This window comes from Pedobacter sp. JY14-1 (assembly GCF_029269825.1).
GTDB lineage: Bacteria > Bacteroidota > Bacteroidia > Sphingobacteriales > Sphingobacteriaceae > Pedobacter.
This window is the reverse complement of the sequence record NZ_JARJHU010000002.1, coordinates 26266-51050: the sequence shown is the minus strand read 5'-3', so window position 1 is coordinate 51050 and position 24785 is coordinate 26266. Positions and strand designations below refer to the sequence as shown.

23 protein-coding genes are annotated in these 24785 nt (G+C 48.4%); 13 read left to right on the top strand and 10 right to left on the bottom strand.

The window, feature by feature from the left end; genetic code table 11:
• The first annotated feature begins 4 nt into the window (after nucleotides 1–4).
• The 3 genes from P2W84_RS05300 (at nucleotide 5) to P2W84_RS05290 (ending at nucleotide 2933) form a co-directional block, all read left to right on the top strand.
• Nucleotides 5–1381, top strand: coding sequence for a HAMP domain-containing sensor histidine kinase (locus tag P2W84_RS05300; protein ID WP_276089078.1), 1377 nt, complete (start codon nucleotides 5–7; stop codon nucleotides 1379–1381).
• Between the two features lie 112 nt (nucleotides 1382–1493).
• Entirely contained in the window at nucleotides 1494–1976 is a 483-nt protein-coding gene (locus P2W84_RS05295) for a hypothetical protein (RefSeq protein ID WP_276089077.1), read from the top strand.
• Nucleotides 1977–1994: 18 nt separating this feature from the next.
• Nucleotides 1995–2933 (top strand): bestrophin family ion channel, encoded by a 939-nt coding sequence (locus P2W84_RS05290; RefSeq protein ID WP_276089076.1) that lies wholly within the window; start codon nucleotides 1995–1997, stop codon nucleotides 2931–2933.
• Nucleotides 2934–2980: 47 nt separating this feature from the next.
• On the opposite strand, the gene P2W84_RS05285 is transcribed toward P2W84_RS05290, so the two are convergent.
• Both P2W84_RS05285 and P2W84_RS05280 read right to left on the bottom strand, forming a co-directional pair.
• Nucleotides 2981–3829 carry an aminotransferase class IV gene (locus P2W84_RS05285; protein WP_276089075.1) on the bottom strand — a complete coding sequence of 283 codons (849 nt, stop codon included), beginning with the start codon at nucleotides 3827–3829 and terminating at the stop codon, nucleotides 2981–2983.
• Entirely contained in the window at nucleotides 3808–4830 is a 1023-nt protein-coding gene (locus tag P2W84_RS05280) for an RluA family pseudouridine synthase (RefSeq protein ID WP_276089074.1), read from the bottom strand. The genes P2W84_RS05285 and P2W84_RS05280 overlap by 22 nt, the downstream gene beginning before the upstream one ends.
• A gap of 37 nt (nucleotides 4831–4867) precedes the next feature.
• On the opposite strand from P2W84_RS05280, the gene P2W84_RS05275 reads away from it, so the two are divergent.
• Complete coding sequence (locus P2W84_RS05275) at nucleotides 4868–5746, top strand: pyridoxal-phosphate dependent enzyme (protein WP_276089073.1); 879 nt, start codon at nucleotides 4868–4870, stop codon at nucleotides 5744–5746.
• Between the two features lie 97 nt (nucleotides 5747–5843).
• The gene (locus tag P2W84_RS05270; protein ID WP_276089072.1) at nucleotides 5844–7205 is read left to right on the top strand and encodes an acyl-CoA dehydrogenase family protein; all 1362 of its coding nucleotides are present in this window, start codon (nucleotides 5844–5846) and stop codon (nucleotides 7203–7205) included.
• Nucleotides 7206–7209: 4 nt separating this feature from the next.
• On the opposite strand, the gene lat is transcribed toward P2W84_RS05270, so the two are convergent.
• The 3 genes from lat to P2W84_RS05255 form a co-directional block, all read right to left on the bottom strand.
• Nucleotides 7210–8541, bottom strand: a complete 1332-nt coding sequence (lat, locus tag P2W84_RS05265; protein WP_276089071.1) for an L-lysine 6-transaminase — start codon at nucleotides 8539–8541, stop codon at nucleotides 7210–7212.
• 89 nt (nucleotides 8542–8630) lie between these two features.
• On the bottom strand, nucleotides 8631–9347 hold the full coding sequence (gene bshB1 / locus P2W84_RS05260; RefSeq protein WP_276089070.1) for a bacillithiol biosynthesis deacetylase BshB1: 717 nt from the start codon (nucleotides 9345–9347) through the stop codon (nucleotides 8631–8633).
• A 38-nt stretch (nucleotides 9348–9385) separates the two neighbouring features.
• Nucleotides 9386–10003: a DUF4294 domain-containing protein gene (locus P2W84_RS05255; RefSeq protein ID WP_276089069.1), complete on the bottom strand. Its 618-nt coding sequence runs from the start codon at nucleotides 10001–10003 to the stop codon at nucleotides 9386–9388.
• Nucleotides 10004–10161: 158 nt separating this feature from the next.
• Between P2W84_RS05255 and P2W84_RS05250 the strand changes: the two genes are divergently transcribed.
• The 4 genes from P2W84_RS05250 (at nucleotide 10162) to P2W84_RS05235 (ending at nucleotide 15551) form a co-directional block, all read left to right on the top strand.
• Nucleotides 10162–12381, top strand: a complete 2220-nt coding sequence (locus P2W84_RS05250) for a bifunctional (p)ppGpp synthetase/guanosine-3',5'-bis(diphosphate) 3'-pyrophosphohydrolase (protein ID WP_276089068.1) — start codon at nucleotides 10162–10164, stop codon at nucleotides 12379–12381.
• A gap of 61 nt (nucleotides 12382–12442) precedes the next feature.
• Nucleotides 12443–12934 (top strand): transcriptional repressor, encoded by a 492-nt coding sequence (locus tag P2W84_RS05245; protein WP_276089067.1) that lies wholly within the window; start codon nucleotides 12443–12445, stop codon nucleotides 12932–12934.
• A gap of 34 nt (nucleotides 12935–12968) precedes the next feature.
• Nucleotides 12969–14246 carry an adenylosuccinate synthase gene (locus P2W84_RS05240; protein WP_276089066.1) on the top strand — a complete coding sequence of 426 codons (1278 nt, stop codon included), beginning with the start codon at nucleotides 12969–12971 and terminating at the stop codon, nucleotides 14244–14246.
• Nucleotides 14247–14291: 45 nt separating this feature from the next.
• Nucleotides 14292–15551: an anthranilate synthase component I family protein gene (locus P2W84_RS05235; RefSeq protein ID WP_276089065.1), complete on the top strand. Its 1260-nt coding sequence runs from the start codon at nucleotides 14292–14294 to the stop codon at nucleotides 15549–15551.
• A gap of 11 nt (nucleotides 15552–15562) precedes the next feature.
• Here the strand turns inward: P2W84_RS05235 and P2W84_RS05230 are convergent, their stop codons facing one another.
• Genes P2W84_RS05230 through P2W84_RS05215 form a run of 4 tightly spaced genes read right to left on the bottom strand, consistent with a single transcriptional unit; the run spans nucleotide 15563 to nucleotide 18307 of the window.
• On the bottom strand, nucleotides 15563–16369 hold the full coding sequence (locus P2W84_RS05230) for a M48 family metallopeptidase (RefSeq protein WP_276089064.1): 807 nt from the start codon (nucleotides 16367–16369) through the stop codon (nucleotides 15563–15565).
• A gap of 11 nt (nucleotides 16370–16380) precedes the next feature.
• Nucleotides 16381–17028, bottom strand: coding sequence for a glycerol-3-phosphate 1-O-acyltransferase PlsY (gene plsY / locus P2W84_RS05225; protein WP_276089063.1), 648 nt, complete (start codon nucleotides 17026–17028; stop codon nucleotides 16381–16383).
• A gap of 4 nt (nucleotides 17029–17032) precedes the next feature.
• Nucleotides 17033–17875, bottom strand: coding sequence for a carboxylating nicotinate-nucleotide diphosphorylase (gene nadC, locus P2W84_RS05220; RefSeq protein ID WP_276089062.1), 843 nt, complete (start codon nucleotides 17873–17875; stop codon nucleotides 17033–17035).
• A 36-nt stretch (nucleotides 17876–17911) separates the two neighbouring features.
• A complete protein-coding gene (locus P2W84_RS05215; RefSeq protein WP_276089061.1) occupies nucleotides 17912–18307 on the bottom strand; it encodes a DUF4783 domain-containing protein in 396 nt (131 codons plus the stop codon).
• A 112-nt stretch (nucleotides 18308–18419) separates the two neighbouring features.
• On the opposite strand from P2W84_RS05215, the gene gpmI reads away from it, so the two are divergent.
• The gene (gene gpmI, locus P2W84_RS05210; RefSeq protein WP_276089060.1) at nucleotides 18420–19943 is read left to right on the top strand and encodes a 2,3-bisphosphoglycerate-independent phosphoglycerate mutase; all 1524 of its coding nucleotides are present in this window, start codon (nucleotides 18420–18422) and stop codon (nucleotides 19941–19943) included.
• Nucleotides 19940–20476, top strand: coding sequence for a hypothetical protein (locus P2W84_RS05205; protein WP_276089059.1), 537 nt, complete (start codon nucleotides 19940–19942; stop codon nucleotides 20474–20476). The genes gpmI and P2W84_RS05205 overlap by 4 nt, the downstream gene beginning before the upstream one ends.
• Nucleotides 20477–20479: 3 nt before the next feature.
• Here P2W84_RS05205 and P2W84_RS05200 read toward each other — a convergent pair whose 3' ends face one another.
• Nucleotides 20480–21109, bottom strand: a complete 630-nt coding sequence (locus tag P2W84_RS05200; protein WP_276089058.1) for a tetratricopeptide repeat protein — start codon at nucleotides 21107–21109, stop codon at nucleotides 20480–20482.
• Between the two features lie 230 nt (nucleotides 21110–21339).
• Here P2W84_RS05200 and lon point away from each other — a divergent pair, with 230 nt between their 5' ends.
• Both lon and P2W84_RS05190 read left to right on the top strand, forming a co-directional pair.
• On the top strand, nucleotides 21340–23811 hold the full coding sequence (gene lon, locus P2W84_RS05195; protein ID WP_276089057.1) for an endopeptidase La: 2472 nt from the start codon (nucleotides 21340–21342) through the stop codon (nucleotides 23809–23811).
• A gap of 14 nt (nucleotides 23812–23825) precedes the next feature.
• Complete coding sequence (locus P2W84_RS05190; RefSeq protein WP_276089056.1) at nucleotides 23826–24785, top strand: lipid A deacylase LpxR family protein; 960 nt, start codon at nucleotides 23826–23828, stop codon at nucleotides 24783–24785.

The following is a 24785-nucleotide window of genomic DNA, read 5'->3' as shown; positions in this document are numbered from 1 at the left end:
GGCCATGAAGATACAGAACAAGATCACATTATTGTTTTTCGGACTGGCTACGCTGGGGCTGGTGCTGCTGAACGCGGCGATCTTTTATTTCGTATCTGAGTTTAACTTTGAGGATTTCTTTAAGCGGCTGGAGGCCAGGGTAAACCTGGCAGCCGAGATCAAGATCACCCCGGACGCCAGATCAAGCGCCTATGAGGAGGTGCGCAACCGTTACCTGGAGAAGCTGGACGATGAACGGGATCATATCATCAAGATAGATCCCTACCATAAAATGCTTTTTCCAAGGCCGGTAAACTTGCCTGACGAATTTTACAAGGCCATTATCCAAAAGGGCAAGGCAAGGTACAGCGAAGACAACCGCTTTTACGCGGGTGGTTACTTCAATACAGCCAGGGGACCTTATATCGTGATCGTGGGCGCATCGGACCCCTACGGATTTAAGGAGCTGCAGGAACTGAAAAGGGTGCTGGCCATCGGTTTTTTTGCTTCACTGGCTTGTATCTATGTTGTAGGGATTGTTTTTTCGAACTATACCATGCGGCCTTTCCGGCAGTTCATCAAGAGTGTGAAAACGATCAGTGCGGATAACCTCAACCTCCGGTTAAAGGAAACCGGCGGAAAAGACGAGGTTGCAGAACTGGTACTGACTTTCAACCACATGCTGACGCGCCTGGAAACAGCCTTTGAGACGCAGAACAATTTTGTAAGCAATGCCTCTCATGAGCTGCGCACACCGCTTGCGATCATTACAGCGGAAACGGAATTGTTGCTTCAGCAGGACCTGAATGCCCAGAGCCGTAATGCGGTCGAGGTGGTACTGAAGGAGGCAGAGAAACTGAACCAGATCATCACCAGTTTGCTCGGACTTGCGCAATCGGGCTTTGACGGGAAGAAGCAGAACTGGCAAAAAGTGAGGGTAGATGAACTGATCCTGGACGTAATTGCCTCGGTGCGCAAGATTATCCCCGAATGTGCGGTCGACCTGGATTATTCAGCCCTACCCCAGGATGAGTCACTGCTGTATACGGATGGGATCACCAATCTCCTGCATCTTTCGGTGACCAACATTGTCATGAATGCCTGCAAGTATTCCAGTAACCAGCCCGTAAAGATCGCACTGACGGTTGAAAATGGCAGGATTATTATCTCAGTAACGGACAGGGGCATCGGTATTCCGGAAAATGAGCTGCAATACATTTTTGAGCCTTTTTTCAGGGCCTCGAACACGGGAAGCTTCGAAGGTTACGGCATCGGGCTACCGCTTACACTAAACATTATCCGGCTGCACAAGGGCTCGATCGGTATCCGCTCGGAAGTGGGCGAAGGCACTGAAATACAGGTTTTGCTGCCTTCTACGGGCAATTATTCCGCTGAAGGATAAAAAATTAGAGAAAACGCCTTATTTTCTAATGAAATTCTAATCTGTCTTTAACGGGGTTCTAAAAACCTCTTAATAAGTACAGGCTAACCTTGCATTAACTAATGTTATGGTTATGCAAAATATATTGATCCCAACTGATTTTTCAAGGAAGTCGACAGATTGCCTTCCTGCTTTATGTGCACAATACGAAGGTACATCTTTGCGCCTGGTCTTCGTGCATTTCTTTAAAATTGCCGACTCGATCTCCGATCTGCTGATGCTGTCCCGCAGGAACAAGGAATACAGCTATGTATCTGATGGCTTTTACGCTGCTTGCGAAAAACTGAGGGCGGAGCATCCGGGCCTGGTGATCGGCATCGAGTTTTTTTACGGCAGCAGCCTGGGCAACTTCAGAGATTTCCTGGAGGCCAATGAAATTGACGCTGTGCTGGATCCGGTCTTTTGTGTACTGGATAAACTCAATGCTTCCAGCGCCGACCCTTTGCCATTTATCCGCAAGAGCGGTATCGCCTTGACGCAGATTGCCACACGCACAGCTGATGCAGAGACCGCCCCGGTTACGCCGGAGGAACTGGTGCTGGCGGAAGAAGTCTAAACCTTAATTTTTTAGCCTATGTTACTGAAACAAAATATTCCCGTGAGTTATATCTTCGGCAAGATCAAGCCGGAAGTGATCGGCGTAACTTTATACGCGATACTCATTGCCGTGTTGTACAACAACTTTCACTTTACACGGATTTCCATACCGATCGCCATTCCCACTTTGCTGGGAACGGTGATCTCGCTGTTGCTGGCCTTTAAGTCTAACCAGGCTTATGACCGCTGGTGGGAAGCCAGGACGATCTGGGGCGGCATTGTGAACGATTCCCGGACGCTGACGCGTCAGCTCCTGACTTTTATTGATACATCTTACGGATCGGCTGAAGAAAGGAAGTTTTGTGAGCGGATGGCGAAAAGGCAGATCGCCTGGTGCTATGCGCTGAGCAGGAGCCTGAGGCGGCAGGACCCGCTGGAAGGGCTGGAGAAATTCCTGACCCGGGAGGACATGGATTATGCCCGCAATTACAGCAATGTGCCACTGGCCTTACTGAAACTGCAGGGCTCTGACCTGAAAAATGCCTACAAACTGGGCTGGATCAATGAGTTCCAGCAGGTGCAGATGGACAGCACATTGTCGAAATTTTCTGACCAGATGGGTGCCTGTGAACGCATTAAGAATACGATCTTCCCGGCTACATACAGTGTATACATTCATCTTTCCGTGCTCTTGTTTGTGCTGCTGCTGCCTTTTGGCCTGATTGAGTTCTTCGGTGTCGTAGAGATCCCACTGGTGATCGCGATCTCAAGCTCTTTTTTCCTGATCGAAAAGATGGCGATACACCTGCAGGACCCGTTTGAGAACAAGCCGACAGACACACCGACGACGACCATATCGCAGACGATAGAGCGTGACCTCACGCAGATGATCAGGCTGAGTTATGAAGATGACCAGCCGGCACTGGTGAGCAGCGGGGGCAGTCTGAGCAGCGGCAAGCTGTTTTATATCCTGTAAAGTCGGCTACCTGCAGATCGGGTACTCCTGATCAGGCTGGAGGGAGTTTAAGGCCGGCTGTTCAGGCGGGCGCTGAGTGTTTTGGAGACTTCGTTGAAATAACGCTTGCGCCCGTAACCCATTACCCAGCGGATGCCGCCGACAGCATTGGTAATGAATACTTCCTCTGCTTCGTTGAGTACCTCTGGGTTGATCTGTGCTTCTATGACTGCAATGCCCTCTGCCCTGGCCAGATCCATAACGGCCCTGCGCATGATACCGTTGATACAACCTTCTGAAAGCGCAGGCGTATAGACCTGGCTGCCATAGACCACAAAGACATTGGAACTGATGGTTTCGCAGAGAAAGCCTTGCTGGTTGAGAATGAAGGCTTCATCAAGACGGTGCTGTTTTTTGTAAAGCCCGGCCATAACATATAGCAATGAACTGCTGGTCTTGTGATTGGACAGTTTGTCTACCGGTTTGGTCATTTCCTGGAATACGTCCAGGATAAGGCCTTTTTTGTTGAGCTCGTAAGTGCCGGTGTCTAGTGCTGTGCCTTCAAGGATATAACCTGCTTTGTTGCTTTCCGGCGCATAAAGCCCCCCACCTTCCCGGTAAACCGAAAGCCTGAACCTGGCATTGTCCTTAAATTTGTTTCGTTTACTAAGTTCTGCGGTCTTCTGGCGCAGGAAGTACTCGTCCATAAGGGCTGAACCTTCAATTTTCAGTGCCTTCATGCCTGCTTTAAGCCGTTCTGCATGGGCCTCGGCATAGCGCAGCTTGCCATCTGTCATACGCATGGATTCGAAGATACCGTCGCCGTAACGGAATCCGCGGTTATGTACAGTAAGCAGTGGCTGCTCACCGGGATAAAATTCGTCGTTGTGCAGGATCATTGGGTATATTTTCTCCATTTGTCCAGTACGGCTGCAAAATCTGCCGGAAGCGGTGCTTCAAACTCCATATATTGCCGGACGCCGGGATGCATGAAGCCCAATACCTGGGCATGCAATGCCTGCCTCGGCATAACTTCAAAACAGTTCTGGACAAACTGCTTGTACTTTGCAAAAGTCGTACCTTTTATGATTTTGTCACCGCCGTAATTGGCATCGCTGAACAACGGATGACCGATATGCTTCATGTGCGCCCGGATCTGGTGGGTCCGGCCGGTTTCCAGCTGACAGCTGATGAGCGTGACATAGCCCAGGCGCTCAAGTACGGTATAATGGGTCACCGACCATTTGCCCTTGTCTTCACTGTCATAGATGTCCATAATGATCCGGTTTTTGGCGCTACGGCCAATGTAACCGGTTACTGTGCCGTTCTCGGCGATATCGCCCCAAACCAAGGCGATGTACCTGCGGGTAATGGTATGGTCGTAAAACTGCTTGGCCAGACGGGTCATGGTGCCTTCGTTCTTGCTGATCAGCAGCAGGCCGGAAGTATCTTTGTCAATGCGGTGCACAAGACCGGGGCGCCCTTCATTGCCTGTCAGCTGGGGCAGCTGCTCGAAATGATAAGCGAGGGCATTGACCAGGGTGCCCGTATAATTGGCATAGCCCGGGTGGACGACCATTCCGGCAGCTTTATTGACGACAAGCAGATCGTTGTCTTCGTAAATGATCTCGATCGGGATATCCTCAGGATAAACTTCGGTATCGCGCGGGGGGTGAGGAAAAACAATAGAAATCTCGTCCAGAGGCTTAACTTTATAGCTGGGCTTTACGGTCTTCTGGTTGACGAGTACATTTCCCGCGTCTATGGCGTTCTGGATGCGGTTACGGGAAGCATTATTGACCCGGTACATCAGGAATTTATCGATGCGCAGCAGGGACTGTCCTTTATCCACAACGATATTCAGGTGTTCGTAAAGGTCCTGGTCTTCTGCTTCCTGCAGCACATCTGGGTTTTCCATAGCCTGCAAAGCTAATCTTTAAATATATTTGCAGCAAATGTCTGTGACGATACATAGCCCCCTGCAGCAACTCAAGGCCCCTGAGCGGGCTTCGGTCTGGGTAAAAAGGGACGATATGATCGATCCGTATATCTCGGGCAATAAATGGCGCAAACTAAAGTACATACTTGAAGGCGCACTGGCTTCCGGCAGACGGCACCTGGTCACTTTCGGCGGAGCTTATTCTAATCACCTGGTGGCTGTGGCCGCGGCCTGTGCCCGGAACGGCCTGCGCAGTACGGCCTTCGTGCGGGGTGAAATGGCAGAGAACGAGATGTTGTTGCTGTGCAGGTTGTATGGCATGGAACTCCGCTTTACAGACCGGTTGGGTTACAAGGACAAGAGGGGACTTTTTGAGCGTCATTTCGGCGGCGACGCGGAGGCTTGCTTTGTAGACGAAGGCGGCGCGGGCATGCCTGCGGTGCTGGGTTGTGCTGAACTGGTGACGGAACTGCCGCCTGACACCCGGCATTTGTTTTGTGCGGCCGGAACAGGAACTACGGCAGCCGGGCTCCTGAAAGGTATACGGGAAACAGGCATGGATACGTTACTGCACGTGGTCCCGGTATTGAAGGGCGGTGAATTTATCCGGGCGGAGATTGCCCGGTATACGGATGGGTTGGACCGGCTGGTCTTGCACACCGCTTATCATTTCGGGGGTTATGCCAGGACCAGCCCGGAGTTGACGCAGTTTATCGGCAGGTTTGCTGCGGCCGAAGGCATTCTGACCGACCCGGTTTATACGGGCAAGTTGTTCTTTGCCCTGGAGGACCTGTTATCGCAGGGTCGTTTTGCGGCGGATGAAAAGATCGTAGTGGTACATACCGGTGGATTGCTGGGGATATGGGGAATGAAGGAGAAGTTTTCGGTCTTATAATTGGTTTTCAACAAAAGGGCTTTGTATCTTGTTGTGGTTGATTAATGGTCTCACTGATCATTTCGTGTACAACCGCAATAGTTCTAAACAATTCAATATGGCTGGTTTCTTCTCATCGCTTAAAAACGCTTACACACTTTTCAGGACCATTGATTTGGCCAAACTGGAATCACTTTCCAGGAAGGTCGACCTGGCTAAGATGATGGACTCGGTCTCGTCGCTGGATGAGACACAATTGCAGGGACTGATGAAGATGATGGATACGCCGCACAAAAAGAAAGAACTGCCGCCGGTAGAAGGTGATTTTTACCACCTGGGTGAGGAGGCGCTGAAAGATGAGGACCGGGCCCTGCAACTAAAAGTACGTGATTTCCTGGAACGGGAAGTGAAGCCGGTCGTAAACCATTACTGGCTGAGAGCCGAATTTCCTTTTGAGCTGATCCCGAAGATTGCGGAACTGAATATCTGTGGTCTGACTTACCAGGGTTATGGCTGTCCGGGAAAATCGAACCTGATGGAAGGGATCCTGGCGATGGAAATGGCAAGGATAGATACTTCTATTTCGACTTTTTTCGGGGTGCAGAGTGGCCTGGCGATGGGGTCGATCTATCTGCTGGGTTCGGAAGCGCAGAAACAGGAATGGCTGCCGCAGATGCAGCAGCTGAAACTGATCGGGGCCTTCGGACTGACGGAGCCGGAAGTGGGCTCTGCCGCAGCGGGCGGGCTGACGGTAACGGCAAAAAGGCAGGGTGGCAAATGGATATTGAACGGCCGGAAGAAATGGATCGGCAATGCCACTTTTGCCGATGTGACGGTAATCTGGGCGCGGGACCTTGAGGACAACCAGGTAAAAGGTTTCCTCGTGCGCAAAGACACGAAGGGCTTCTCTGCAGAGAAGATACAGGACAAGATGGCGCTAAGGATCGTGCAGAATGCGGTGATCACTTTGCGGGACTGCGAGGTGGAGGAATCGGACCGGCTGCAAAATGCGAATTCCTTTAAGGATACAGCCAGGGTGCTGAAGATGACCAGGGCCGGGGTGGCCTGGCAGGCGGTGGGTTGTGCGCGGGGTGCTTATGAGAGTGCCCTGCATTATACGCGTACGCGCAAACAGTTTGGCAAGCCGATCGCTTCCTTTCAGCTGATCCAGAACCACCTGGTGGAGATGCTGTGTAACCTTACGGCCATGCAGACTTTGTGTTTCCGGCTTTCGCAATTGCAGGACCAGGGACTGCTTACGGACGAACATGCTTCGCTGGCCAAGGTATTCTGCTCGATGCGTACACGGGACGTCGTGAGCAGGGCCAGGGAGGTGATGGGCGGCAACGGGATTTTACTGGAGCATGACGTAGCCAGGTTCGTAGCAGATGCAGAAGCCATTTATTCTTATGAAGGTACCAAGGAGATCAATACACTGATCGTCGGACGCGCCATTACAGGCTTTTCTGCTTTTGTATAGAAGGTTAAAGCGCGGGCAGGATACGGTCCATGATGTCGATCCCTTCGTCTATTTCTGTTTTCCCGATACATAGTGCGGGCCGGAAACGGATGGTGCTGGTGCCACAGCCCAGGAACATGACCTGCTGCTGCATGCCTTTTTGAATGAAGCTGTCCCGCAGCTCTTTTGAGGGAAAGTCGAAGGCGCAGAGCAGTCCCCTGCCCCGTACATTGCTGATCTGCGGATGCCTGGCAGCCAGACCGCGCAGTTGCTGCTGCAGATAGGCTCCGGAATCGGCAGCTTTATCGCAAAGCCGGTCTTCTTCGATGATCTGCAGGATCTGAGTGGCCCGCACCATATCGACGAGGTTACCACCCCAGGTTGAGTTGATCCGGGAAGGAACATGGAAGACATTGGTTTCGATTTCATCGATCTTCCTGCCCGCAAGAATGCCGCAGACCTGCATTTTCTTGCCAAAGGCAATGATGTCTGGCCGGGCTTCCGCTCCGAAATGCTCGTGGCACCAGAATTTGCCGGTAAGTCCCACCCCGGTCTGCACTTCGTCATAAATAAGCAGGGCCTCGTTCTCATCTGCGAGCTGACGCAGCCGGGCCAGGAATTCTCCGCGTATGTGGTTGTCTCCGCCCTCACTCTGAATGGGTTCGATGATGATGGCGCAGATCTCGTCTTTATTATCGGTAAAGGCCTGCTTGATCTGTGCGATGGAACGGGCCTCGGCCTGAATCACATTTTCGAGATTGTCGCCCCAGAGGGGAAAACGGATAACGGGTGTAGATACACGCGGCCAGTCAAATTTAGCATACCACCGGGTTTTTTCGGGCAAAGTATTGGTGAGGCTCATTGTATAGCCAGTACGGCCATGGAAAGCCTTTTCAAAGTGAAGGACTTTAACTCCCTTTTCCTGTTGATAACCCTTTTTAAAGTTCTTCTGTACTTTCCAATCCATAGCGGTCTTGAGGGCATTTTCGATGGCCAGCCCGCCACCGGCGATGAAAAAGGCATGAGGCAGGTAGTCCGGCATGCCATATCTGGAAAAAGTATCGACAAACTGGGCATATTGCCGGGTATAGACGTCGGAATTGGAGGGATTGGCCAGGGCTGCCAGCAGCAGGTTTTTCTTAAATTCTTCATCTCCGTTCATTTTGGGATGGTTATATCCCAGCGGCACAGAAGCAAAGCAGGTAAAAAAATCCAGCAGCTGACGGTTGTGCTTTGCATCATAGATGTAGGCACCGTGGCTTTTTTCGATATCATAGGTCATATCAAAACCGTCAGCAAGAATGTGTTGTCCAAGGGCTTCGTTAACTTGTTGCGGGCTAATCGTCAGCTTATACATCGTTTTTTTATGTTGTTTGTACTAATTTAAGAAATGCCGGCTGCTTCCCGAAAAAAGAGGTCTTCCGGATCCATTAAAGCGCCGCTATTTTAAAGCAGTTCGAACAGATTGGCGACACCGATCAGCTTGCGGGATGTAAATCCTTCACCGTAAGTAGTACCGATAGATTTACCAAATTCCCTGGCCCTGCCGATGACACTTTCAAAGAAATCGGGTGAGGAAATATAAGTTTGGGGCTGTTCCCCGCCTGGACTGAGGAACTGGGTCCTGAATGCCTTGATGGATGCAATTTTGGTATCCATATAGGGTGTGATGTCAATGATGACGTCTGGTTTGAGATAGCGGTCCTGGATGAACTGCAGGACAAGCCTCGGGCGCCAGGCCTCCTGCTCCTGTCCATTGTCCTGAGAACTGATGCGCGGCAACCCGGACAGGAAACAGGCGTCGTTGGAGAGGTCTCCTGCACGGCCATGATCCGGATGGCGGTCTTCAAGGGCATTGGTAAGCACTATTTCGGGCCTGTACTTCCGGAGCATGCGGACGACGGCCATCTGGTGCGGCTCATCGTTCTTAAAAAAACCGTCCCGAAAACGGAGGTTCTCGCGAACATGCAGGCCGAGGATACGGGCAGAGTCTGCTGCCTCCTGATCACGGATCTCGGCGCTGCCGCGGGTACCCAGCTCGCCACGGGTAAAGTCAACGATCCCTACTTTCCTGCCTTCTGCAATATATCTGGCGATAGTCCCTGAACAACCGAGTTCTGCGTCGTCCGGATGTACAGCCAGGACGAGGATGTCTAGTTTCATGATGTCTTTGGTTTTGTTCCCTGCAAAAAAGGGAAAAATTACTGATAATATCCCGAAGAAATGATGATGGATTCGATATCCCTGTCTTCCTGAACATCGTAGGTACTCTTCAGGTTATGCCCTACTACCCGCGCAACAGACTGATAGACAAATGCGGTAAACCCGCCTTTTGTCTCTTTGACAATTTCATAAGTGGTACGACCGACTTCCCGGTCGATGAGCTTGGTCAGTATCTGGCCCTGCGTAATCGTGAGCTCCTTGATCTCGCGGTTGAACATGTCTTTGATTTCCTTATCGCATTGTTTTACAAGTTCCTTCTGCTGCTTTTTATCTGTAGTAACTGCGATATCCCGCTCGAGCTGTTCATAACGTCTCTTGGCATACAGCGCATAGGGCATTACCTTCATGACATTATACCGGAGCCGGTTGTAAGCGGCCCGGTCGCCGGGTGTCTTGAAGATGCGTGTACCGTAGATGACGACTTCATGCAGGGGTATCCAGGGAATCATTTCTCCGTCTACAGCTGTACCCGCTACCCGTATGGTATCATTTTTACCCAGCACGGGCATCTTCACGGTTGCATACTTATCCTGAGCCATCGCATTTCGGCTGGCAATAATGACAATAAACAGAATAAATAACCTATAAAATTTCATAAATTTATATCCCTAATATAAGCTTTTAAAGGCAATTTATCAATGATTTGCTCATTTGAAACTTTTGTTTATCAACCAGAAGGAAAACACAAAAAATGAAAAATTATTGTATTTATTAGTATCATATTTGCACAAAATTACGGAAAAGAGACAGATCGATGAAGAACGCGTTAGTGATTGATTTAGAGGCGGAAAAACAGGAGATACTGAAAAGGTACAGGGCCTTGCTCAGGGCCTGCAAGCCGACCATGCAGCGGGGGGATAAAAAGGAGATCCGGAAGGCTTTTGATATGGCACTGGAAAGCCATAAGAACATGCGCAGAAAATCCGGAGAGCCATATATTTACCACCCGATAGCGGTCGCGCAGATTGCGGCCGAGGAGATCGGACTGGGCACAACCTCAATTGTCTGTGCGCTGCTGCATGACGTAGTGGAAGATACAGACATTACATTAGAGGATATCGAACGTGAATTTGGCAAAAAGACTGCCCGGATCATTGACGGGCTGACCAAGATCTCGGGTGTGTTTGATTATAACAGTTCCCTGCAGGCGGAAAACTTCCGGAAGATGCTCCTAACACTGGCAGACGATGTCCGTGTGATCCTGATCAAACTGGCTGACCGCCTGCACAATATGCGGACAATGGATTTCATGCCCAGGCAGAAGCAATTGAAGATCGCATCGGAGACGATATACCTGTACGCGCCGCTGGCACACCGTCTGGGATTGTATGCGATCAAATCGGAACTGGAAGACCTTTCGATGAAGTACCTGGAACCTGATACTTATAAATACATTGCTACGCAACTGAATGAGAAAAAAGCGGAACGGTCCATGTTCATTAAACGCTTTGTGGAGCCTATCAACGAAATTCTGGCTGAACAGGGGCTGGTCGCGGATGTATACGGACGGCCAAAATCGATCCACTCGATCTGGAACAAGATGAAGAGCAAGAACATTCCCTTTGAGGAGGTTTACGATTTGTTTGCGATCAGGATCATCCTGGACAGCCCGCCGGAAAGAGAAAAGGCGGACTGCTGGAAGGCATACTCTATCGTTACGGACTTATACCGCCCTAACCCGGACCGGTTGCGGGACTGGGTCTCTTCCCCTAAGGGAAATGGATACGAATCGCTGCATACTACGGTAATGGGGCCGAAAGGACAATGGGTGGAGATACAGATCCGTACGCAGCGAATGAACGAAATTGCGGAAAAGGGCTTTGCTGCCCACTGGAAATACAAGGAGTCGAGCAATGACAATGGGCTCGACCAGTGGATCATGAAGGTACGGGAGATGCTGAGTAACCCTGAAGCGAACGCACTGGACTTCCTGGACGACTTCAAAATGAACCTGTTTTCCGATGAAATCTTCATCTTTACGCCTAAAGGTGCTTTAATCCAGTTGCCTCAGGGTGCTACGGCACTCGATTTTGCCTTTGAGATCCATACCGATATCGGGGCTAAATGTATCGGGGCCAAGGTGAACCATAAGCTGGTGCCGTTGTCGTATAAACTCCAGAATGGCGACCAGGTAGAAATCATTACCTCGGGGAAACAGGCACCAAAGGAGGACTGGCTGAATATTGTGATGACGGCAAAGGCCAAGTCAAAGATCAAGTCGTCGCTGAAGGAGGAGAAACGCAAGATCGCCGAGACGGGCAAAGAGATATTGGAGCGGAAGCTGAAATCATTGAAGATCACCTACAGCACAGACAACCTGAACAAACTGAGCTATTTCTTTAAACTGCCTTCGACCCAAGATCTGTTCATTGCCGTTGCTAACGGCAAGATAGAGCTGAAGGACCTGAGGGAATACCTCTCCAGTGAAAAAGAGGTAGATAACAAGGTTGTTCATGAGCGGCCCGAGCGTACAGAATACCAGCAGATCGAAAATCTGCTGAGCCGTGTAAAGACTGCGGAATCGGATACCCTCTTGATCGGGGAAGATATGCAGAAGATCGACTATACATTGGCGGCCTGCTGCAATCCGATACCGGGAGATGACGTATTTGGGTTTGTTACGGTGAACGAAGGCATTAAGATCCACCGGACGAACTGCCCCAATGCTGCACAGCTGATGGCCAACTATGGCTACCGTGTCGTGAAAGCCAAATGGAACAGCCAGCGGGAACTCACTTTTCTGACCGGGCTGCACATTGTGGGTATCGATGATGTCGGGCTAATCAATAACATTACCAAGGTGATCTCCAATGATTTCAAAGTGAACATGCGGTCGATTACGGTGGATACGGACAATGGCATTTTTGACGGATCTATCATGATCTACGTGAACGATACGGACCACCTGGACCGGCTGATCGAAAACCTGATGAAGGTAAAAGGCGTGACGGGTGTAACGCGGTTCGATGCGTAATTTGCGATTATCCGCTAGCGTTTTAGATAAAAAATGATACCTTTGGAAGGAGATTTTAAATATGTCTGCAAACCATAACAGCGAGCTGGTCAGAAAGATATTCGAAGCCTATCTCGAAAACAAGAGCCTGAGAAAAACGCCTGAGCGTTTTGCGATCCTCGAAGAGATCTACTCACGTGATGACCATTTTGACGTGGAGACACTTTACATCCACATGAAGAACCAGAAGTACCGCGTGAGCAGGGCTACTGTTTACAATACACTTGAACTGCTGGTATCCTGCGACCTGGTCACCAAACACCAGTTTGGAAAGAATATGGCTCAGTTCGAGAAGTCTTACGGTTATCATCAGCATGACCATGTGATCTGCATCGATTGTGGTAAGGTGGTGGAATTTTGCGACCCGCGCATCCATCAGATTCAGAGTATGGTGGGCGAGTTGCTGAAATTTGACATCAAACACCATTCGCTGAACCTTTATGGAGTATGCTTTGACTGTTCTGCCAAAGCCGCAATGAACAACCAGCAGCCCAGTATCAAAAACGCAAGTTAAACCAATTATAAATTTCTATTCTTAATTTCTGATAATGACGCAAGTAGACGTGCTTCTAGGCCTGCAATGGGGCGATGAAGGCAAGGGAAAAATTGTTGATGTGCTTAGTCCCAAGTATGACCTGATCGCCCGTTTCCAGGGCGGCCCGAATGCGGGACATACATTGGAGTTTGATGGTAAGAAGTTTGTACTGAATACAATCCCCTCTGGTATTTTCAACGAAAAAACCATGAACCTCATCGGGAACGGCGTGGTCATTGACCCGATCATCCTGAAACGTGAACTTGACAACCTGAAAGCTGCAGGGCATGATCCTGTAGCAGCCGGAAAGCTGGTGATCGCCCGTAAGGCACACCTGATCCTGCCTACGCATCAGTTGCTGGATGCTGCCAATGAGCAGAAGATGGGCAAGAATAAAATTGGTTCTACCCTGAAAGGTATCGGACCGACCTATATGGACAAAACAGGCCGTAACGGGCTGAGGGTTGGCGACACGACCTTACCTGACTTTAAGGAACGTTACGACAAGCTGGTAGAAAAGCATAAGGAAATGCTGGCACACTATGATTTCCAGTATGACCTGACTGAAAAAGAAGCGGCGTTCTTTGAAGCCGTTGAATTCCTAAGGGCCATTCCTCATGTGGACAGCGAGCATTTTGTAAACGGCTATCTGAAGTCTGGAAAAACTGTACTTGCTGAGGGTGCCCAGGGCACCTTGCTGGATGTAGATTTCGGTTCCTACCCTTTTGTAACTTCCTCGAATACGACCACTGCCGGAGCCTGCACAGGACTTGGCATTGCACCAACCGCTATCGGCAAGGTATTCGGTATTTTCAAGGCTTACTGTACCCGCGTGGGCGGAGGCCCCTTCCCTACTGAACTGGAAGACGAAACGGGTGAAACGCTTCGCAGTGTAGGCCATGAATTCGGCGCCACTACCGGACGTGCCCGCCGTTGCGGATGGATCGACCTGCCTGCATTAAAATATGCGATCATGCTGAACGGTGTATCTGAACTGATCATGATGAAGGCGGATGTACTGGATGGCTTTGACACGATCTACGTGTGTACGCATTACGAACATAATGGCGAAACCATCGACTATATGCCTTACGACATCATTTCGGTAAAACCGGTACCGGTACTGAAGGAAGTAAAAGGCTGGAAAACGGACATTACCGGCATCAGGGGAGTTGAGGAAATTCCGGCAGAACTTTCTGATTACATTGCGTTCCTGGAAAAGGAGCTGGGGGTACCGGTAAAATTCCTTTCCGTGGGACCTGACCGGATTCAGACGCTTACCCTGGGTTAGTTTATTACCGGTAAGCCTGTATTTCTGCATTTGCCGGCGCAAAAAATGAAGATAAGGGACTTAACGGATTTCAAGCAAAAAGCTATACAGTGGGCAGCGGCATTTGACGTATACTGCTGCCTGGATTCCAACGGGTATGACGACCCTTACGGGCAGTTTGATTTCGTACTTGCAGCAGGGGTTAAGACTTGTATCATGCCAGATGACGGGCATTGTTTTACAGCCCTGAAAAATTTCTATGAAATCCATAAAACCTGGATGTTTGGTCTGTTCAGTTACGATCTGAAAAATGAGACAGAACACCTGAGTTCCGGCCATGCTGATCATTTGTCCTTTCCTCAGTTGTTTTTCTTTGTACCCCTGCATCTGATTGCTGTGAGGAACGGGGAAGCAGAGGTGCTGACGGATGATACCTGTGTGCTGCTACAGATAGATGACGTAAAACTCAGCGAAGTCAGAACTGCTGACATTGAAGTTAAAAGCAGGATATCAAAGTCGCAATACCTGGAAACCGTCAGGCTGTTGCAGGAACATATCGCGCGCGGCGACATTTACGAGGTGAATTTTTGCCAGGAATTTTTTGCAGAACATGCCCTGATTGATCCGCTCGCCTTGTTCAATCGTCTGAACCAGGTTTCCCCGACCCCTTTTTCCGGCTTTTTCAGAATTGAAGATAAGTACATCCTCTCCGCTAGCCCTGAAAGATTCCTTTGTAAGCGGGGCCGAAGACTTCTGTCGCAACCGATAAAAGGCACGGCAAAACGCGGATCGGGCCGGGAAGAAGATGAGGCCATAAAAAAAGGGCTCCGGGAAGATCTGAAAGAACAAACGGAAAATGTAATGATCGTGGACCTTGTGCGCAATGACCTGACCCGAAGTGCGGTTAAGGGCAGTGTAAGGGTAGATGAACTTTTTGGCATTTATCCTTTCCCGCAGGTTTACCAGATGATCTCTACGGTCAGTTGTGAGCTGATGGAGGATATACATCTTGTGGAAGCGATAAGCAATGCATTTCCTATGGGCTCAATGACCGGGGCCCCGAAGGTAAGGGCGATGCAACTGATCGAACAATATGAAGCCAGCAGGCGCGGTGCATACTCCGGTGCCTTTGGTTATATAAGCCCTGATGGCGATTTCGATTTTAATGTAATTATCCGAAGTATACTTTATGCTGCAGACCGGCAATACCTGTCTTTCCAGGTAGGCGGCGCAATTACACATGCTTCGGATGCCGAAGCAGAATATGAGGAATGTCTTTTAAAAGCTTCAGCTATGATCAGGGCTATTAAAGCTGACCATAGCTGAACGCATTACCATTAAGGTTTGTAGTATTTTTTGGCTTCCGGCAGCACACGCTGGATTTGGGCAATACGTGTGGCATCACTGGGGTGAGTGCTTAGAAATTCAGGCGGTTTCTGACTGCTTTGAGAAGCCGAAGCCATTCTTTCCCAGAAGCCGATGGCATTCTGAGGATTGTAACCGGCCATGGCCATAAAGATAAGGCCCAGCCTGTCTGCCTCAAGTTCCTGGTTACGGGAATATTTAAGCATAACAAGCGGCGTGCCCACACCGTATAAGGTATTAAAGATGGATTGTGTTTTAGGGTTTTTAGACAAGGCTACATTGCCAGCTACACCAAGTCCCTGAGAAACCATTTCCTGCGACATACGTTCTGCACTATGCCCCGCAATGGCATGTGCAATTTCGTGCCCCATTACGGTGGCAAGACCGGCATCGTCCTTAGTGACCGGCAGTATACCGGTATAGACCACAATCTTTCCTCCCGGCATACACCATGCATTGAGTTCCTTGCTCTCGACTACGTTGACTTCCCACTGGTAATTTTTGATGAGATCGCCGTAGTTATTACTGTTCATATAGTTCTTAACGGAAGCAATGAGTTTATTGCCAATGTTCTTGACCCGCTGCGCCTGTGAACTGGAAGACGGAAGCACCGCACCTTTATTTTCGGTAAGAAACTCACCATAAGCCTGGAAGGCCATTGGTAAAACCTGTTCGTCACTGACCAGGTTCAACCTGCTCCGCCCGGTAAGCGGCACAGTAGAACAAGATGAAAAGGCCATGAAGATAATGCCCACACCTAAAATCCATAGTTTTTTCATAAGGTAGATTTTTAATTCGTTTTCTTTTTAAACAGATAAACTTTGGATTCCTTGCCTTTGAGCAGACGCTCGAGGTTTTTCTGATGGGTAACCAGGATCAATACACATACACACATTCCATAGAGCACTTCTGATTTTACCGAAGAGTGAAAAAGGAACACAATACTGAGCGGGAAGGTAAACCCGGCACAGATAGAGCTCAGAGACACATATTTGGTAGCCAGAAGGACAACCACAAAGACCAGAACGCAAAGCATAGCTGCATTGAAGTTCACTGCCAAAATCATTCCAAAAAGCGTAGCTACGCCCTTCCCGCCCCGAAAACCGGCAAACACCGGAAAAAGGTGTCCCATGACGGCGGTTACGCCGAGTGCAAGCTGATAATTGGTAAACTGAGAAGAACTGGAAGGTCCCGTCACAGACATTCCTATGAAATAGGCCAGCTGGGTAGCCGTGTAACCCTTGGCAATATCGATCACCATCACTGCAATGCCCGCTTTTTTGCCAAGCACACGAAAGGTATTGGTGGCCCCTGCATTACCACTTCCGTATTCCCTGACGTCTATGCCATAAAATGCTTGTCCCAGCCACACAGCAGTGGGTATAGAACCAAACAAATAGGCCAGCAATACTGCCGATATGGAATAAATGGAAACCATAAGATCAGAATGCCTTTAAACTCATGTCTAAACTCTTCACAGAATGGGTAAGCGCACCGATAGAGATATAATCTACACCGCATTTGGCATACTCGGCTACATTCTCCCGGGTAATGCCACCCGACGCCTCGGTAATATACCGGCCATCGATACGGACTACCGCTGCTTTGAGGTCGTCAAAGTTAAAATTATCCAGCATAATACGGTCGACATGGCCGTAGTCCAGTACTTCTTCCAGCTCGGTGAGGTTTCTGACCTCAATCTCAATCTGTAAGTTCTTGTGTTTGTCGGTTAGATAGCTGTTTGCTGCAGCAATGGCATTGGTAATACCTCCCGCATAGTCTACATGATTGTCCTTAATGAGGATCATATCATAAAGGCCGGAACGGTGATTGACCCCTCCGCCAATACGTACCGCCCACTTCTCCAGTATTCTTAACCCGGGAGTAGTTTTGCGGGTATCCAAAAGTTTGGTTTGATACGGGGACAGTAAACGTACGATAGCATCCGTTTGCGTGGCAATACCACTCATACGCTGCATACAGTTGAGCACAAGGCGTTCAGCCAGTAAAATAGAGTGGATGCTTCCCGAAACTGTAAAAGCGACATCTCCATAGCTAACGGGCTTTCCATCGGAAATAAAAACTTCTGTCTGAAGGCTGGGGTCTATCTTCCGGAAGATCTCCAGGGCCAGTTCCACTCCTGCCAGGACACCAGCTTCCTTGATCAGTAGCTTTGCCCTTCCCTGCGCACCGGCAGGTATAGTGGAAAGCGAGGTATGATCGCCGTCGCCCTGATCTTCTGCAATGGCATTGGCGATAAAATCATCTGTAATCTGCTTATCCAAAGTTTTAAATTAAACCCAAAAATAGCATTTTGGAAACTATTTCTCCGTTTCAATCCTCAATTCTGTAATAAAAAAGCTGTTGCCGGATTTTTTCAGGGTAATCGAAACGCGGAAAGTTCCGTTTTTGGTGGTCAAAGAAAGTGCCCCGTAGCGGTAGTTGGGATTGGTGTTTAGCCGGTGTATAATGACGGATCTTGTGGGTGGATATTTTGAGAAAAAACTCCTCAGTATCTGTTCGGCCTGTGCCTTGGAATAGACATCTTCTTCGTCAATAATGATCAGGTCTACAGATGGAGAGAAGCTTGCAGCGACTTCTTTGGCATTCGCGTTTTTAAAATGTGCAGATAAACTATCTATGATATCAGCTTGACTGACAAGCAATGACGAAACATTGACAAACAACAGGACTAAAGAAATCAACGGCTTTACCATTCTTCCATATATAGCTAACAGCTATGCATATACACAAACTATGCCATCTTTCTGCAAAAACCTTATATTTGCCCTACCCGGCATTGCCGCTCTAATGTTAAAATAACCACGCATGAACAACAAAAAAGTAGCGCTGATCATTCTCGACGGATGGGGATATGGAAAGCAGGACAGCTCCGATGCAGCTTATGCTGCAAACACACCCTTTTTTGACTCCTTACTGAAAAAATATCCTAATTCCAGGCTTGAGGCCTCCGGAGAGGCGGTAGGCCTGCCTGCCGGACAAATGGGAAATTCTGAAGTAGGTCACATGAACCTGGGTGCAGGCCGTGTCGTCTATCAGGAACTGGGCAGGATCAACAAAGCAATCAGCGATCGTACACTACACAGCAACCCGGTACTTCTTGCCGCATTTGAGAACGCCAGAAGGAACGGACGCTCGGTACATTTTATCGGCCTGGTCTCCGACGGTGGTGTACATGCGCACATTGACCACCTGAAGGCACTGTGTGACGCCGCTGACGAAAGCGGTGTGAAACAGGCTTACATACATGCTTTCCTCGATGGCAGGGACACGGACCCGAATTCAGGGGCAAAGTTTATCGGTAACCTGCAGCAGCACCTGGAAAACTCTTCGGTGAAGCTGGCAAGTATGGTGGGCCGTTATTATGCGATGGACCGCGACAACCGCTGGGAGCGGGTAAAACTGGCTTATGACTTGCTTACCAGGGGCATTGGCGAACCTGCCAGGGATGCAGTTGCCGCTATTGAGCAATCATATGAAGAAGGCATTACCGACGAATTTGTAAAACCGGTGGTTCTCACGGATGAGAAGGGCGCGCCTGTAGCAACGATACAATCTGGTGATGTGGTTATTTGCTTCAACTACAGGACGGACCGCGGCCGTGAAATTACCTCTGCCCTGAGCCAGACGGACTATCCGGACTTCGGCATGCATAAACTCGACCTGTACTATGTGACAATGACCACTTATGATGAGAACTTCAGAAATGTAAAAGTCATCTTTACCAAAGATGATCTTTCACAAACGCTGGGGGAAGTACTTGAAAAGCACCATAAGCGCCAGATCCGCATTGCGGAAACGGAAAAATATCCGCACGTCACGTTCTTCTTCTCCGGTGGCCGAGAGCAGGAGTTTGAGGATGAAAAGCGTATTCTGATTCCATCGCCTAAGGTAGCTACCTATGATCTGCAACCCGAGATGAGTGCGGCAGGCATCACTGAAGCAATCATTAAGGAAATAGAGCGCGGGTGGGCTGATTTCATCTGCCTGAATTTTGCCAATCCGGATATGGTAGGCCATACCGGTGTATTTGAAGCTGTGGTAAAGGCTGTGGAAACCGCTGACAGTTGCGCCGGACAGGTGGTAAACAAAGGCATTGAAAATGGTTATTCGTTTATTATCCTTGCTGACCATGGCAACTCGGAATATATGCTGAACCCTGATGGTTCGGTAAACACTGCGCATACGACCAATCTTGTCCCTTGTATACTGATCGATAATGATTACAAGCACATCAGTGATGGAAAGCTGGGAGATGTAGCGCCTACCATCCTGCAGCTGATGGATATCCCTAAACCAGAGATCATGACCGGCAACAGCCTTATTTCATGAGATATGTTTCTTTATACTTAAGCTTCTTTTTTTTTCTTTCCGGGTGCAGCCCATCCGGGAAGGAAAAAAAGGATAAGGGTATTTACTTTGATCTGGAAGGCTATGTCAACAAAGAAATATCCCGCTTATCGAAAGAAAACCCCCTCATACATAAAACAGTCGCTGTCAACGGATCTGCCGAGCACAAACGCATCAAGATCGCCGATTGGAGAAACGAGCTGTCTGCATTGTCGGCAGCGGACATCAACAAAACTGCCTGGAGTGGTTATTTTACTGCTGACACTGAAAAAACAGACAGCACGGTGAGCTATCGGTCGGATGATAAAAAGATCAATGTCAAGGAATTAAAGATCATTAAACAAAAGGGGCGGCTCAAAGGGATCTATATCTTAATAAGAAATACCAACATGCTTTACGCTTCAGCAGATACGCTCACCTATTTCCCTGATAGCATTTATGAATTGCGGAAGACACAGCAAATCAGATTTCTGGAGCCAAAGCGCTACCGGGTAACACTGAAAATGAAAGAATAAGAATTACTTGAGACTTGAGGCCTGAGCTTTGACATAATCGATCAGGGAAATAATATCTTTTCGCAGCGGCTGGGTGACCAGTATTTTATTGAAGTCTGCAATGGAGCTATTGAACAGTTCAATACAGGCTTTCCTTTCTGCAGATTTCCTGATCTTGTAAGATTTGTAAATACCATAGTCCTTATAGGCAAGCGCCCTGTTCTGGAAAAGCTGTGCGTCCTCTTCTTCTCCCTTGATTTCAATGGCTTTCGTAAAATCCCTGATGGCTGAAAGGTAAAAGTTCTCCCGCATTTCGTTAAGAGACTCCTTAGGGTCGTTGGCGACATTAAGCCTTGCTTTGCCTCTGTAATAGTAGGCAGAATAATCTGCTGGTTTTAACGCGATAAACTTGCTGTAGGTAGTTATCGCATTCTCAAAATCTCCACATTGGTAATAAGAGTAACCCAGCATTTTCAGGATGTTGGTATTATTGGGCTCCTTGACATCGGCTTTTTCCAATTGGGTTACAGCTGTCTTGTAATCGCCCTTCATCCAGGCTTGCATACCCAGTTTATCGTAGCTGTTACTCTGTGCGCTCACCCCGATCGCAGAAGCTAGCAGGGAAATCAAAACCGTTTGTTTGATATGGTTCATTAATCAATGTCTAAGGTGACTTAAATTACCGGTAAATATGCTATTAACGAAGGAGAACTCAAAATATGATAAATAATGCACTTATTTTGTTTGAATGCCTGACTTTTTAGCATGGATACCAGCAATACATCTTTTTGGCATAGCTGTTGAAAATATGCATCTGCATAAGAAATTGTTAATTTTTCAAATGACAGCTGCCAGATTGTCGTTTTTAATTTATATTGTATTTAATGAGCAAACAGGATCAATTTGATTTCAGTCACGCACTTCCTATAATAAATGAGGATACTGAGTTTTTTCCGTTGATGTCGCAACAGGATGAAGATGATATGAACAACGAGGAAACACCGGAAGTCCTTCCCATCTTACCGCTAAGGAACACCGTTCTTTTTCCGGGGGTTGTCATCCCGATTACGGTCGGACGTGACAAATCCATTAAACTGATCAAGGATGCATATAAGGGAACCCGGATCATTGGTGTGGTCTCTCAAAAGGATGTAACCATCGAAGATCCCTCCTTTGAACAACTTAACAGTGTAGGTACAGTAGCCCATATCATTAAGATGCTTCAGATGCCGGACGGAAATACAACGGTCATCATACAGGGAAAACAGCGCTTCCGCCTGGTGGAACAGCTTCAGTCTGAGCCATACATTAAGGTAATGATCACCAAATTTGCAGAGACCAAACATAAGGAAGATAAGGAGTTTAAGGCCCTGGTTGCTTCGATCAAGGAGATGTCTTCGCAGATTATACAGCTCTCTCCGAACATCCCCAGTGAAGCAGGGATTGCGTTAAAGAACATTGAAAGTACTTCATTCCTGATCAACTTCATTTCGTCCAACATGAATGCCGACGTGGCAGACAAGCAGAAAATGCTGGAGATGGATAATTTACGCGACCGGGCAGATATGGTAATGGAACTGCTGACATTGGAGCTGCAGATGCTGGAACTGAAAAACCAGATTCAGAGCAAGGTACGCACCGATCTGGACAAACAGCAGCGTGATTATTTCCTGAACCAGCAGTTGAAAACCATTCAGGAGGAACTGGGGGGAAATTCATCTGATCTGGAATACCAGTCGCTTCAGGACCGTGCAAAAAAGAAGAAGTGGTCCGCAGAGGTAGAGAAGCATTTCGCGAAAGAACTGGAGAAACTGGGCAGGATGAACCCTGCGGCGCCGGACTATTCGGTGCAGCTTAATTACCTGGAACTTTTAGTCGATCTTCCCTGGAGAGAATTTACCAAGGATAATTTTGATCTGAAACGTGCCCAGCGTATTCTTGACAAAGACCACTTTGGACTTGAAAAGGTAAAAAAACGCATTATAGAATATCTTGCGGTACTGAAGCTGAAGCGTGACATGAAAGCCCCTATTCTTTGTCTTGTAGGCCCTCCGGGGGTAGGCAAGACTTCTCTGGGCAAGTCCATTGCGAAGGCACTGAACCGGAAATATGTAAGGATGGCACTGGGTGGTATCCGTGACGAAGCCGAAATCAGGGGACACCGTAAGACTTATATTGGCGCAATGCCGGGACGTATCATTCAGTCCATTAAGAAGGCTGGGGCAGATAACCCTGTATTTGTACTGGATGAGATTGATAAGGTAGGCGCGGATTTCAGGGGTGACCCTTCGTCTGCCTTGCTGGAGGTACTCGATCCGGAGCAGAACAGTGCTTTTAACGATCATTATGTAGAGGCAGATTACGACCTTTCCAATGTGCTTTTTATAGCTACGGCGAACTCTTTGAGTTCGATACAGCCGGCCTTGCTGGACCGTATGGAGATTATTGAGGTAAATGGCTATACGATTGAAGAGAAGATTGAAATTGCAAAAAAATATCTTTTGCCCAAACAACGCGAGCAACATGGCATTAATCCTAAGGATATTGCACTGAAAAATACCCTGATTGAAAAAGTAATTGAGGATTATACACGGGAATCGGGCGTTAGAGGACTGGAGAAAAAGATCGGTTCTCTGGTCAGAGGCGTTGCCACTAAAATTGCCATGGAAGAAGCTTATGATATTAACCTGAGCCAAAAGGATGTGTTGAATATATTGGGTGCGCCGCTTTATGACAAGGATCTTTACGAGGGCAATGAAACGGCCGGTGTAGTTACCGGGCTGGCCTGGACATCGGCAGGCGGCGACATTCTCTTTATTGAAGCGAGCCTGAGCCCGGGAAAAGGAAAACTTACACTGACAGGTAACCTGGGAGATGTGATGAAGGAATCTGCTATTATTGCACTGGCCTATCTAAGAGCCCATGCGGACCTCTTTGACATTGATGTAGCCTTGTTTGACCAATGGGATGTGCATGTGCATGTTCCGGCCGGGGCGACACCTAAAGACGGACCCTCTGCGGGTGTGACGATGCTTACTGCACTTACATCTGCGTTTACACAACGCAAAGTAAGGAGTAAACTAGCTATGACCGGTGAGATTACACTCAGGGGAAAGGTATTGCCGGTCGGTGGCATTAAGGAAAAGATACTTGCCGCAAAACGTGCAAATATCACAGATATCATCCTGTGCAAGTCAAACCGGAAGGACGTACTGGAAATTAAAGAAACCTACATTAAAGACCTGAACTTTCACTATGTTTCGGAAATGAAAGAGGTAATACAGCTTGCCCTTACCAAAGAAAAAGTCAAGAACCCTCAGAAACTATCGGTAAAGCTGCCGGCTGCTGTAAATTAACCTGACCAAACCCATTGAAGACCATCCTAAAACTCTTTCCCGCCACTGTTCTTGTACTGCTGTGCTGCTGCAGTGCAGGCGCACAGGATTTTAAAAATGAATTTGGTTTCAGAAGCGATAATGATTCTTACCTGGCACAAGGTTCTGACCGTTATTATACCAACGGCCTGTTCATTTATTTCCGGCATTCGGCCAATCAGCAAGAATTGAAACCCGGACTGGAGAAAAAGATTTATGAGTTTACGGCGGGCCAAAAGATGTACAATCCTAAGTCGGGCTATGTCCCTAACCCGCTCAAACAGGACAGGCCTTTTGCCGGGTATCTATATGGCGGGTTTGCCTTAAGCTGGTTCCGTAGCAATGAAAGTACATGGAAGGCCAGCGCCGAAGTGGGCACTACAGGCCCCAGATCACTTGCTGAAGATGCCCAAGAGCTGTTGCACAACACCATAGGATTTTATAAACTGGGCGGATGGGAATACCAGATCCGTGATGAATTTTCAGTAAACGTTTCTGCACAATATACGAAGCTGATGTACAGGTCTGCCGGAAATGATGCAGACCTATCTTTTGAGGGATATGTCAACGCAGGTACCACCTTCAGCGGTGCAGGTGCAGGTGTACTTTTCCGGGGCGGAAGGATCAATCAGCTGTTCAACTCGGGTTATACCAACGCTGTTATCGGCAACCATGCCAAAACCCGGGGACTGATAAAGCGGGAATTGTTTTTTTACGCCAAACCCCAGCTCAATTTTGTCGGCTATGACGCAACTGTCCAGGGCAGCATGTTTAATGACCGCAGCCCGGTCACCTTTGGGACCAGAAAGATCGTGTTTGCCCAACAGGTTGGTGTTAACTACAGTTCGCAGCGCTTTACACTGGATTTCGGAATGCTGTTCAAGACCAGAGAGATCAGGAGTACGGCTGTGGCGCATCAGTTTGGTTCGATCACCATGTTCTATCGCTTCAACTAA

Excerpts from the sequence above, each read along its gene's own strand:
- P2W84_RS05300 (WP_276089078.1), top strand. The coding sequence starts at position 5 with ATGAAGATACAGAACAAGATCACATTATTGTTTTTCGGACTGGCTACG.
- P2W84_RS05295 (WP_276089077.1), top strand. The coding sequence starts at position 1,494 with ATGCAAAATATATTGATCCCAACTGATTTTTCAAGGAAGTCGACAGAT.
- P2W84_RS05290 (WP_276089076.1), top strand. The coding sequence starts at position 1,995 with ATGTTACTGAAACAAAATATTCCCGTGAGTTATATCTTCGGCAAGATC.
- P2W84_RS05285 (WP_276089075.1), bottom strand. The coding sequence starts at position 3,829 with ATGGAGAAAATATACCCAATGATCCTGCACAACGACGAATTTTATCCC.
- P2W84_RS05280 (WP_276089074.1), bottom strand. The coding sequence starts at position 4,830 with ATGGAAAACCCAGATGTGCTGCAGGAAGCAGAAGACCAGGACCTTTAC.
- P2W84_RS05275 (WP_276089073.1), top strand. The coding sequence starts at position 4,868 with ATGTCTGTGACGATACATAGCCCCCTGCAGCAACTCAAGGCCCCTGAG.
- P2W84_RS05270 (WP_276089072.1), top strand. The coding sequence starts at position 5,844 with ATGGCTGGTTTCTTCTCATCGCTTAAAAACGCTTACACACTTTTCAGG.
- lat (WP_276089071.1), bottom strand. The coding sequence starts at position 8,541 with ATGTATAAGCTGACGATTAGCCCGCAACAAGTTAACGAAGCCCTTGGA.
- bshB1 (WP_276089070.1), bottom strand. The coding sequence starts at position 9,347 with ATGAAACTAGACATCCTCGTCCTGGCTGTACATCCGGACGACGCAGAA.
- P2W84_RS05255 (WP_276089069.1), bottom strand. The coding sequence starts at position 10,003 with ATGAAATTTTATAGGTTATTTATTCTGTTTATTGTCATTATTGCCAGC.
- P2W84_RS05250 (WP_276089068.1), top strand. The coding sequence starts at position 10,162 with ATGAAGAACGCGTTAGTGATTGATTTAGAGGCGGAAAAACAGGAGATA.
- P2W84_RS05245 (WP_276089067.1), top strand. The coding sequence starts at position 12,443 with ATGTCTGCAAACCATAACAGCGAGCTGGTCAGAAAGATATTCGAAGCC.
- P2W84_RS05240 (WP_276089066.1), top strand. The coding sequence starts at position 12,969 with ATGACGCAAGTAGACGTGCTTCTAGGCCTGCAATGGGGCGATGAAGGC.
- P2W84_RS05235 (WP_276089065.1), top strand. The coding sequence starts at position 14,292 with ATGAAGATAAGGGACTTAACGGATTTCAAGCAAAAAGCTATACAGTGG.
- P2W84_RS05230 (WP_276089064.1), bottom strand. The coding sequence starts at position 16,369 with ATGAAAAAACTATGGATTTTAGGTGTGGGCATTATCTTCATGGCCTTT.
- plsY (WP_276089063.1), bottom strand. The coding sequence starts at position 17,028 with ATGGTTTCCATTTATTCCATATCGGCAGTATTGCTGGCCTATTTGTTT.
- P2W84_RS05215 (WP_276089061.1), bottom strand. The coding sequence starts at position 18,307 with ATGGTAAAGCCGTTGATTTCTTTAGTCCTGTTGTTTGTCAATGTTTCG.
- gpmI (WP_276089060.1), top strand. The coding sequence starts at position 18,420 with ATGAACAACAAAAAAGTAGCGCTGATCATTCTCGACGGATGGGGATAT.
- P2W84_RS05205 (WP_276089059.1), top strand. The coding sequence starts at position 19,940 with ATGAGATATGTTTCTTTATACTTAAGCTTCTTTTTTTTTCTTTCCGGG.
- P2W84_RS05200 (WP_276089058.1), bottom strand. The coding sequence starts at position 21,109 with ATGAACCATATCAAACAAACGGTTTTGATTTCCCTGCTAGCTTCTGCG.
- lon (WP_276089057.1), top strand. The coding sequence starts at position 21,340 with ATGAGCAAACAGGATCAATTTGATTTCAGTCACGCACTTCCTATAATA.